Annotated in this window: 9 protein-coding genes and 1 tRNA gene; 5 read left to right on the top strand and 5 right to left on the bottom strand. The window is 46.3% G+C overall.

The genetic code is table 11. The features are described 5' to 3' along the window. Positions 1 to 72: 72 nt before the first annotated feature. The gene (locus tag KDW_RS06240; RefSeq protein ID WP_151755158.1) at positions 73 to 1248 is read right to left on the bottom strand and encodes a glycosyltransferase family 4 protein; all 1176 of its coding nucleotides are present in this window, start codon (positions 1246 to 1248) and stop codon (positions 73 to 75) included. Between the two features lie 296 nt (positions 1249 to 1544). On the opposite strand from KDW_RS06240, the gene KDW_RS06235 reads away from it, so the two are divergent. Continuing rightward, positions 1545 to 2393 carry an LLM class flavin-dependent oxidoreductase gene (locus tag KDW_RS06235; protein WP_151755157.1) on the top strand — a complete coding sequence of 283 codons (849 nt, stop codon included), beginning with the start codon at positions 1545 to 1547 and terminating at the stop codon, positions 2391 to 2393. A gap of 329 nt (positions 2394 to 2722) precedes the next feature. On the opposite strand, the gene KDW_RS06230 is transcribed toward KDW_RS06235, so the two are convergent. Continuing rightward, on the bottom strand, positions 2723 to 3937 hold the full coding sequence (locus KDW_RS06230; RefSeq protein ID WP_162005000.1) for a Gmad2 immunoglobulin-like domain-containing protein: 1215 nt from the start codon (positions 3935 to 3937) through the stop codon (positions 2723 to 2725). A 434-nt stretch (positions 3938 to 4371) separates the two neighbouring features. Here KDW_RS06230 and KDW_RS06225 point away from each other — a divergent pair. From KDW_RS06225 to KDW_RS06215, 3 genes are all read left to right on the top strand, one after another. After that, positions 4372 to 4442, top strand: a tRNA-Gln gene (locus KDW_RS06225). Between the two features lie 24 nt (positions 4443 to 4466). Next, on the top strand, positions 4467 to 5435 hold the full coding sequence (locus tag KDW_RS06220; protein ID WP_151755155.1) for a DUF6585 family protein: 969 nt from the start codon (positions 4467 to 4469) through the stop codon (positions 5433 to 5435). A gap of 266 nt (positions 5436 to 5701) precedes the next feature. Next, the gene (locus KDW_RS06215) at positions 5702 to 6166 is read left to right on the top strand and encodes a hypothetical protein (protein WP_151755154.1); all 465 of its coding nucleotides are present in this window, start codon (positions 5702 to 5704) and stop codon (positions 6164 to 6166) included. 61 nt (positions 6167 to 6227) lie between these two features. Here the strand turns inward: KDW_RS06215 and KDW_RS06210 are convergent, their stop codons facing one another. After that, positions 6228 to 7295, bottom strand: a complete 1068-nt coding sequence (locus KDW_RS06210) for a M42 family metallopeptidase (protein ID WP_162004999.1) — start codon at positions 7293 to 7295, stop codon at positions 6228 to 6230. A 160-nt stretch (positions 7296 to 7455) separates the two neighbouring features. Continuing rightward, positions 7456 to 8814, bottom strand: a complete 1359-nt coding sequence (locus KDW_RS06205; protein WP_151755152.1) for an NYN domain-containing protein — start codon at positions 8812 to 8814, stop codon at positions 7456 to 7458. Positions 8815 to 9018: 204 nt separating this feature from the next. Here KDW_RS06205 and KDW_RS06200 point away from each other — a divergent pair, with 204 nt between their 5' ends. Then, positions 9019 to 9354 carry a winged helix-turn-helix transcriptional regulator gene (locus KDW_RS06200; RefSeq protein ID WP_151755151.1) on the top strand — a complete coding sequence of 112 codons (336 nt, stop codon included), beginning with the start codon at positions 9019 to 9021 and terminating at the stop codon, positions 9352 to 9354. 110 nt (positions 9355 to 9464) lie between these two features. On the opposite strand, the gene KDW_RS06195 is transcribed toward KDW_RS06200, so the two are convergent. Beyond that, positions 9465 to 9755, bottom strand: coding sequence for a hypothetical protein (locus KDW_RS06195; RefSeq protein WP_151755150.1), 291 nt, complete (start codon positions 9753 to 9755; stop codon positions 9465 to 9467). Positions 9756 to 10388 lie beyond the last annotated feature (633 nt).

The raw sequence follows: 10388 nt of genomic DNA, 5'->3' as shown, positions 1-10388 counted from the left end.
AACGCTTAAAAGTAAGCCTCGCAGGAAATTTCCTGCGAGGCTCAAATATAGACACACCGTGTAGCGCCGTTGCTACGCGGAAAGTATATTCTCACTATTGACCTGGACCAGAGGCCGGGTATCTCTGGAGGGTGTTTGCGGTCCTGTCATCTGAGTGGCGATAACATGCGAGTAAATATCCAGATACTTTGCGGCCATGACTCTGGCCGCAAATGAGCGCTCTGCATGCGCGCGCACTGTCTGGCGATCAATCCTGTCAACCTGGTGCATATAATCTGTCATTTCCAACATATTATTGGCCAGAAAGCCTGTTTTCCCATGCGCAATAATTTCTGGCGCAGCCCCACGCGCAAACGAAATGACCGGACAGCCAGTGGCCATGGCTTCGATCATCTCGATCCCAAACGGTTCGTCCCATTCAATCGGGTTGAGCAAAGCTCTGGCTTGCTGTAGTAATGTAACTTTGTGCTGCATGGTAACTGGACCCAGATAGCGCACACGGTCACCATCAATATATGGTTCAACCAGATGTCGATAATACTCCATGGCATCTCGACTCTGTTGTTCTTTGATGCCAGCTAAAATTAATGGCACGCCCGCATTTCTGGCGGCCTCAATTGCCAGATGTGCCCCTTTCTCATAAGTGAAACGACCCAACCAGATAAAGGCGTCATCATTACACGCCTCCAGATTGGCTGTATAGTGCTGCATCTGTATGCCGTGGTGGACAGTGCCAGCGAAGGTGACCGAGGGTATGAGACGCGAGACCTGCGTCCTGGCACATTCGCTAATTGCTACCAATGGAACATAGCGTGCCCATTCCATAAAGTAGCCATCGGCATCACCGGTCCAATTGTCAAGGGTGCGATCAAATGGAAAATATCCATGGAGTGTACTCACGTGGGGCGTTGGCAGCGTAGAGGTTAAAGGAAAAATATACATATCGCTGCTTGAAGAAAGGTGAGTATGGACAATATCAAAGTCGTGCTCTGAGATATATTCCAGCGATTTATGTAAATGATAGTATGCCTTGAGATTGGCTTGCCAGGGCACACCTTCTGTGATCAATGATCTGGGGATAAACGAGACCTGTTTAGCGGATGTACGTGCGTCCGCAGGAGCAAACAAGGTAACTTCATGACCAAGTTCAACAAGTTCTTCAACCAGATGATAAATAACATTTTCAGTACTACCGTAACTTTGTGGTGGGATCGCAATCCAGGGTGGTGCTACCTGTGCAATCTTCATACGCCCTTACTCCTTTGGTTGACCAGTACGTTCTTTGCCTTGACACGTATTAAACTGGCAAGAGCTTTACTCCTCGGCATTCCAGATCACCACAACTCTTCCAGCAAACATGCCAAAATGCTCTTTTAGTATTAATCTACTTTATCTTCGTGCATATATATAGACTGTGAATTTTCGCTGCTATTAATAATAGTCTGACAATATTTATGCTGGCGGAAACTTCCTGTGGCAATATGACAGAGGCTATCTTGACGGTAGCGTATAATGAACAACAAAAAGAACCAAGGAGATGAGCTATGAAATTTGGGATTGCCATTCCTAATTGTCATGGGGATTATGCTGATATCCATCTGGCTGCGGAAGTGGCCCATGAGGCAGAAGAAGCCGGTTGGGATGGTTTTTTTGTCTGGGACCATATTGGAGATAAATGGGGCGATGAAGTACTCGATCCCTGGATAATGTTGACGGCTGCCGCTATGCGTACTCAGCGCGTCAAGTTAGGGACGATGGTGACGCCTGTTACCCGACGCCGACCCTGGAAATTAGCCCGCGAAGTAGCTACCCTGGATCAACTCTCCAATGGACGCATGATCCTGGGTGTTGGTAGTGGGGGCGGTGTTGAATATGTGAATTATCATGAGCCTGGCGAACCTAAGACCTATGGTGAACGCATGGATGAAGCGCTAGAAATCCTCTCTCTTCTTTGGAGTGGCGAGCGTATCTCATATGAAGGGAAATATTATCAAATTGATAATGTGCGTCACCTGCCCCGCCCTGTCCAGCAACCCCGCGTTCCGATCTGGGTTGGTGGCGTCTGGCCGAACCAGAAACCTATGCGCCGTGCCGCACGCTGGGATGGTGTCTGTCCGATTGGTAAAGACGTGAATATGACCGGGCAGATGACGCCTGAGCAGGCACATGCTTGCTTTAGCTATGTCACCGCTCAACAGACAGCAGAGCAAGCCGCTCAGCCATTTACAAAAGTACAATGGGGAATTCTCGAAGGCAAGGATCGTGGCCATGATGCAGCCCTGGTCTCGGCATATGAAGAGGTCGGAACAAACTGGTGGATTGAAAATCTCTCCTGGGAGCGTGGCACCTTACAAGAATTGCGTCCTTATATTCAGCAAGGGCCTCCACGCTAGCAATAATCGTCTTCGATTGTTTGCTTGAAGCAGGTTATTGTTCGAGTACATGTCTTTCTTTTCTGTATATAATCGACCGCATTAAAAAAAGATAAAAAAAATACGGAAATAGCCATAAAAGTGTACTCTTCTGTACATTCTTGTGTTATAAAGAGATTAAGAAAATAAAACATTGGGAAAACACCCAATGGCCAACCATGATGCTTAGCTCGCTCAGGTGGCGTCATCTTCTTTTTGAGATGATGTGAGGAGATAAAGGGTCTGCGCCCTCTATCTCCTCCTTTTTTTATGTCGACTATCTTTGTTTAAAGCAAGCAAACAGTTGCTATTTAGCCCAGAAGCTGTTTTACGATAGCGATACCATTGACACTACCATCAGCATTACTGTTGGAAATCAGGACCAGCATGCCATCTTCAGTGCCTGTTTTGAAGGTTGGAGTATAGGTAACAGTGGCTGTGAATGAGGTAGGTCCATTGCCCTGTTGACCATGTGCATCGGTGGTGCCCAGGGTATTATAATGGCTGTCCAGGACGGAAATTTTGCCAATTACCCCTTCAAAAGCCGGCCCTTTTCCACTAACGGCAACAGGACTTTTAAGCAGGCTTTGTGGTGCGGGTGTATCCAGGCTTAAACCTTCACTACTGGCTTTGGTGACGATCCAGATGCCACCATTGGCATTATTCTCCAGACGGGTCATCGTAATCGTGGCAGTATTCTTACCCGCGGCCGAGTTATGCTCGACTTTGACAACCGCGTCAACATCCTTTTGACCACCACCGCTCACAATTGTGGCCTGGGTACCATTGTGCCAGTTAAAAAACTGCGAACTTGCTACAAAGGTCGTAGCCATTCTGGTCGCACTCAACTTCCAGGCCTCTTGTCCTTGATTCACCTGTTGCTGCTCGGCTTCAGCCTGGTAGCGGGTCGTGCTGGGGAAGAGTCCTGGAAAGGAGACTGGCACAAGTGTCTGGCGGCTATCAGCCCATTTGAATTCGCGTTGCAGATCATTCACCATAGTATTACCAGATAACTTCTGATTCTGTGGCGAGTTTTGATTCACCTCACTTGTCAATACAGTATTGTAGGTACTCACTTTCGCCTCGCCTTTATAGAGTCCAGAGACTTGAAAAACTTCTTTGGGCGCTGGATCATTAATCTTGTCATACACATGTAGATCTAACACGAGCCCGCTATTTTTGTGACGGACAGAGACAAGTGCTTGTAGCTGGGTTTTACCCATCAGGTAAGCACAAATAATACTTTCTACTTGATCGCTCGATGGTTGCGTTGGCACTTTAGGATTCCAATAAGCTGCGGTATCTATGGCTTTGGGGCAGGTTTGTTGACCTAATTGTATGGATGGTGGAGCTGTTGGTGTGATGTTTATGGTCGGTGTTGCGGCTGGCACTGTATGTTGTGGTGCCGCGGTCGTATTATTATTAGTTCCCAACGTACAACCTGTTAGCATACATGCGAGAATGAGCATAATGACAGCATGTGTAGCTGCTCGACGTGGATGTGGACCGCAGCTATAATTGTTCATAGTATTCCTCCCGGCATAAGTTTTACCTGATGGCTTTTCAGCTGTTATGGTATGAGTACAGTATAATGGGCACACCAGCCATGTAAACATTTGCGCGAAGCGGCTTGAGCGGTTTTATTGTCCTCGCGCAATTGATCAACTTCCAGATGTTGCGTTATGGTGACTTTTGCGAGCAACGAGTGAAGGGCTTTTTAATTGCGTACTTTCTATGTGAATAGACGCTGTAAAACCTTACTATTAGCTATTCTTATCAACCCGGCCCTTTTTCCTATGTAGCGGATAGTTTTGGGATCCTTGAAATCAAATCGTCAGCTGAATTTTTGCATGCCTGGTTCATGCCAAAAATGAAAAGGAACATAAAAAGCCCTGAAATTGCCGGGTAGGTGTATTGACAACCCACAAAGAAAGAGTTATTATATGGGAGGTGAGCATATTGGAGTGTCGTCCAATGGTAGGACATCTGTCTTTGGAACAGGTAATCGGGGTTCGAATCCCTGCACTCCAGCCTTAATCTAAAGGATTATTGCTCGTGGCAAATCAAATTTCACCCCGGGATCATTTCCTTGCCAGAAAATACAATCTGGGCGTCCCCACCAGAAAATTCAATTTTAATTCCCGCCGCTATTCTCCATCGCATATGACCTTAATTTTTGTTGAACTCCTTGTGGTAGCTTTATGTGGCTTATTTTGTGTTACCTGTGGTAGTATCCTGCTTATTTCTACGACATACACTTATCATCTTTATATGGCCTGGTTATGGCCTCCACTTGCAGGAGCTGTTCCCACCGTTTTTGGTTGGATCATGTACCGGCGGGGAAACAGACGTATTTTTGCCTTGAATATTGTGTGTAGCATCCTCAGCCTGTTGCTTGTCACTCTGTCCGGCTACTTTATCAATACATTCCCCTATCAAGATCCTGATGCCTATCTCTTCGGGAGCCTCTTTTTAATGGTGGTGGGCGGCTTGATGAGTTCGCTCGCTCTCTATTTTTCACCATTTTTGCATTCTGTATTGATATGTACCGATGGATGTCTCTTTATGCAGACCTTGCTCCCGCGCAAGGTTGTGCGCTGGGAACAAATTGCTTCCATTCGCCTGGGAAAAGGCTTTGCGTGCATTGTTTGCAACAATGGGACGAGCATGAAGTTGCGGCGTAGCTGGGCAAATAGTTCGACTGTACAACATCTTATTTATGGTAAAACCTTCCGCTATCTTTTTTCGCGTGCGCGTACCTCCTATAATTCTGGCGATGCAGTCACTTTTGGACGTTTTACTGTCAGCTGGGAAGGTATCAATAATGGGCAGCAACTCTTTCAGTGGGAACAGTTGCGTACATGTGTCTATGTTGACTCTGGCCTGGCTTTGATCAGCGTTGAGGACACGTGCCTGGATCTGACGTACCTTTCACAGCTACCGGATGCCACAATTTTTGTGGAGTTGATTAAATATGTCCTGGCGCTGCGTCGGATGGGAAGTCAGAATGAGCCAGTCAGTTAACTTCTCAATACAACTCCTGCAATCCTTCTACGTATTCGTTATATCGTTTGATTTTTTATTCCTGCTTCCGTCTATATTCAAAGAGCGCGTAAATAAAAATGAGTAAAACATACCATCATTTGTAAGCAGGAAAAATAGATACCCCTTGACACTGTTATTACTGAATGTTATATTTATAAAAGTTGAGTATAGCATTTAGTAATATAAAACGTCATCTGGTAGCTAACGAAGATGAGTTCGTCAGGAATGGCGAAAAGGATCATATTATGTTTTGGTTTAACTATCGACCTGGCTATCCGCGCCGACGGCGGATGCGCGGAGGTTGGTATGGTTTTCCGTGGCTGCTCTTTGCCATTATCGGGATTGCTTCAAGCCGATTTGGGGCAGTTGTTCTGGTGATTGGTATTATTGTCGCAGCCATTGCCTCTCTCATCTATATGAGCAAACGGTCGGCGACAATGAATCAGCAACCGCCATACTACAATCCACCGCAAGGTCAGCAGGCACCTTACTATCAGCCTCCCTATTACCAGCCAACGGGTCAGCAGCCCCATAGCCAGGAAGAGGCTCCGAGCTACACACAGTCCTATCAACAGGGCTATCAGTATCAACCTGCGAGCAGCGAACCTTCCCGCGATCCAGAGCCTATGTATCGTGCCGCGCCGGAACAGCTTCAGGATGATCCCTATCAGCCAAAAGCTGAATATCCTCAGCAGATGCCTCCTATGTAAGGGAGACTACCACTGAGGATAGGTAATCAGAAAGTAAATGGGATTGCAAAAAAAAGCTTGCTTAAGGTATGACGTTGGTGTCTTTATCTAACGCCAGTACAAAATGGGTTAAGAGTTCGGCAACTTCGTCAATATCCTTAAGCGAAGCAATCTCAGATCCTGTATGGAGATAGCGACAGGGAATACTGATAAGAGCCGTAGCTACACCACCGCGAACTACCTGAATAACGTCAGTATCGGTTGATGTCCTGGCTGCCTGTGGATCAATCTGCCAGCTTATGCCAGCCTCATCGGCTGCTTTGACTAAGAGTTGATACACACGTGGATTAATATGACCCCCAATTGAGAGTACTGGTCCGCCATTGAGCTTGATCTCTCCCAGATCTTTTTTCGAGGTACCAGGATGGTCCGAAGTAAAGGTCACATCTACTGCTACTGCGATCAATGGATCAACGCTAAAGGCCGCCGTCTGGGCACCACGAGAACCCACTTCTTCCTGTACTGCAGATACAAAGAAGACGCCAGCCTTTAATGCTGTCCGCTTTTTATGTAAGCGGCGCATTGTCTCTACCAGAGCAAACAGACTGGACTTATCATCCAGCGCTCGTGAGACGATCACGTCTTTCTGCATACGTTCCAATTCAGCTGCTCGTGTAGCTACGCTACCCAGTGGCACCAGTTTTTTGGCTTCTTCCTGGCTGGAAACGCCGATATCAATCCACAGATCAGCCAGTTTTGGACCTTTACCACGCTCTTCTGGACTCAGCGTATGCACAGGTGGTCTGCCGATCACACCCAGGATGGGTCCATTGGGTGTGTGTACGTTAACACGGTTGCCAGGTAGTGTTGAAGGATCGTAACCACCAATGGGAGCGAAATAAAGGAAACCTTGTTCATCAATGTAGCGGATCAGAAAGCCTAGCTCATCACTATGTGCGGTTAACATCACACGTGGATTGCCTGCCGGATTAAGAGCAGCAATCACATTTCCGTGGACATCGGTGCGCACTTCATCAGTATATTTCTGAATCTCTTCTCGCACAACCTGTTGTACGGGTTGTTCAAAGCCGGAAGGACTGGGGCTGCTGATCATCTTTTCAAGAAAAGCAACGCGTGCTTCATTTATCATACTAACCTCCACAAAACACATGCTATTATAGATAAATTCCCACGAAAACAAAGAGCCCGGTGAAGGCCTGCTCATACATGAGTTTTTGGCTTTCACCGGGACCTACGTTCTTCCTTAGGATATTACAGAAGCAGAATCATAGTCAAGTTTTACGCAATTATTAACGTACAAATTGTTTTAGTACTTCATCAACACCAGGATGTGTACGATTTAAGCGGAGATCTTCAGCTCCGGTCGCATCTGTTTGAACGAGTAAGATATTTTGCTGGATGCAGCTATTAAGCAACTCACGAGCAGAATCACGTGTTAAACGTCCGCGGAAGCGATTCTTCGGATTGACCGGATCACCAATAAAATTGGACACCCCGATAATTGTACGCCAGGACCAGTTGCGGTCGATATAATCCAGAAACTGTAAAAATTGTGGATCGAGTACATCCATCGGTGGGCTGCCATAAGGGGGTTGCTGATACTGAGATCCACTATTATTAAAGTTTACTGCGGGCATAGAACCGGTACTGGTAGTAAGAGCACTGCTAGGTGACATCTGGACAATGGGTAACTGTCCAGTATTACTGCTCACGCCACCTGGGACTAGAGGCACAAATTGATTAGCACTACTGATTAAATCTCGGCTGACGGTTCCTGGAATACCAACAACAATAACAGTTTTGTTCAAACGTAACTTTAGACGGGCACTAATACGAGTAAAATCTTTATCGCCGGTCATCAAAACAAATGTAGAGATGGTGGGACGATCAAAAACAGTTTCGATAATATCCATCAACATATTCAGATCGACAGTACTTTGTACAACCGTGCTCTGCACAATAGTGCTATTGGCAGGATTGACAGCGGGCATGTGACCAGTATTTCCAGTATGCTGGGGGCTATTAGAATATCCTAAAGGACCAGTATTACTTTGCCCAAGCGGGCCGGTAGGGCTGGATTGACCATAGGAATTTCCATAAGGCAATTGGCGATAGGATTCGCGCTGCTGATCTTCTGATAAGGAATATTGATCTTCAGGAGGCTGCTCTTCTTCCTCAGTGAGAAGATTCTCATCCAGATCATTGTGGAGTGAGAGTGACGACTCCGCTTCAGTTGGCCAACCACTGTTTAGGAGACCTGGCTGAATCGCGGGTAGAGAGCCAGAGTTACTCGTAACATTCGAGGGCCACTGCCGGGGATAAGCGCCAGTTCCTTGCTCAGCAACATAGTTTGAGGAGCCAAGAGAGCCAGTTGGAGTACTACCAGATGCATAATGAACCGTACCCATGCGAATACGATCCCTCTGTTTGGCAGGACAATCAACACGGTCTATCATTGCCGCTGTTAAGCTTCCTTTAAATGGCTCTGGTTGCCGAGACCAATCCGCATAAGCGCGGGCGACCATAACAGTGCCATAGCGGCGAGCGACAGCAATGAGCTCTTGTGGGTCTGGCTCCCGCCGTTGTATATTCAGCATACTGTAGCGTATGTTCTCAAAATCGATGAATAAAGCAATATCTTCGGGCACAACCTTCTCCTCTCATGGGGAGAAACCGCGCAGGCCAAGATTTATGATTGTTCAGGTGCTCGGATACCTAGCAGTGTTATCCTCTAGCTATGAGCATATCATACTTTATGGTTAAAGTCGAGAGGTCTGCGCTTTACTTTGCGTACCTACTATGGTATATTCTGTAGTTGAGAAAGAACAAGAGAGACAAAAGAGTAACAAGTGATGGAGCTAACACGATCCGATCAAGTAGAGAAAATAATGTGTCCGGTCGCCCGCACGGTTCAGGTGATTGGCGGGAAATGGACTATACTAATTATTCGCGATTTGACGTCTGGTGTCAAGCGGTTTCATCAGTTAGAGCGCTCTCTCCAGGGCATCAGCCCTAAAACACTTTCCGAACGATTACGTTCTCTTGAAAAAGAGGGGATCATCGTCCGTCAAACATTTGCTGAAGTACCTCCTCGTGTCGAATATTCTCTTACCGAGAAGGGGCGTGACCTGGTTTCTGTGATCGATAGCATGCGTGACTACGGTGAACAGTGGTTATGTAATAAGTAGATCGCATGTGTTAGATCAATATTGTAGTTAACTCCTCTACCCACATAATGTACCTAAGCTAGAAGAACCGGAGGTACGCCCCCGGTTCTTTCTCATATATTCCAAACGTATTAAAGTGATGCTCCAACTAATTCACGGTGGTGTTCAGAGAGGAAACGGCTTAACACACCAGTGGTTTGCGTGGTGGTGAGTTCATCCGCTTGACTATCGGCTCTGTCCACTAGTTCATACAGACTGGCAATGTCGTAGCGCATCTGTACTTGTAGCTGGCCGTCACTATCAAAACCTTCTACGAAGAGACCATCCTCTTCTTCATGGATCGCGATGCTCTTCACACCTATCTGATCTAGAACTTGACCGACGGCATGTAAGATGTTCGCATAACTAAACGTGGCCGGCATTTCTCCCTCCCTAAATAATTGGAAGAAAATTTCAATTGTTTACTTAATAGTTCCTCTTCACGACGACTCTGTCACACTGCAACACACCACATTTTTATCAGGTGGATTGTCAGGCTTCATACTACACTCCGACAATTTTAGCATAACAATCTTTAAACGTCAAGTTACCGTTTCGCTGACGTTACATGGGCTAAGACACTTGTTGTAGCCCATGCGCTACGAACTGGCGTATTTGCTTCTTCTGTGCCTTTATCCCTGGCATTGCGAGCTTTTTTCTGGCGTGGAGGTATGAATAGCGTCTGGCAGGCTACTTTTTATACAAACAGATGTGTTACCTATCTCTACCTCATAAAAATAAAGCCTGGCTATTCCTTGATTGTTGGATTGCTATGAGTTTTGGTGATTTCTAGAAAATAGCCGAAAAAAGTGTTGACAAAGCCAGCGATGTATGGCATATTATCTGAGCGCCGCACGAAAGCGATGCGGAAGGCAAAAAAGCACACTAACAACTAAAGATATATCATTTCTTCAATTTTGCTGAGCGATTTATGCCAGCCAGAGTTGAAGCAGAGGATCGCAATTTTTTGCGAAAGCAAACAAGAGATCAAGCATTCACAGACACACATGATGAAG

The organism is Dictyobacter vulcani (assembly GCF_008974265.1).
In the GTDB taxonomy this organism is placed as follows: domain Bacteria; phylum Chloroflexota; class Ktedonobacteria; order Ktedonobacterales; family Ktedonobacteraceae; genus Dictyobacter; species Dictyobacter vulcani.
The sequence above is the reverse complement of the archived record's forward strand: the minus strand, read 5'-3'. Positions and strand labels throughout refer to the sequence as shown.

Excerpts from the sequence above, each read along its gene's own strand:
- KDW_RS06240 (WP_151755158.1), bottom strand. The coding sequence starts at position 1,248 with ATGAAGATTGCACAGGTAGCACCACCCTGGATTGCGATCCCACCACAA.
- KDW_RS06235 (WP_151755157.1), top strand. The coding sequence starts at position 1,545 with ATGAAATTTGGGATTGCCATTCCTAATTGTCATGGGGATTATGCTGAT.
- KDW_RS06230 (WP_162005000.1), bottom strand. The coding sequence starts at position 3,937 with ATGAACAATTATAGCTGCGGTCCACATCCACGTCGAGCAGCTACACAT.
- KDW_RS06215 (WP_151755154.1), top strand. The coding sequence starts at position 5,702 with ATGTTTTGGTTTAACTATCGACCTGGCTATCCGCGCCGACGGCGGATG.
- KDW_RS06210 (WP_162004999.1), bottom strand. The coding sequence starts at position 7,295 with ATGATAAATGAAGCACGCGTTGCTTTTCTTGAAAAGATGATCAGCAGC.
- KDW_RS06200 (WP_151755151.1), top strand. The coding sequence starts at position 9,019 with ATGGAGCTAACACGATCCGATCAAGTAGAGAAAATAATGTGTCCGGTC.
- KDW_RS06195 (WP_151755150.1), bottom strand. The coding sequence starts at position 9,755 with ATGCCGGCCACGTTTAGTTATGCGAACATCTTACATGCCGTCGGTCAA.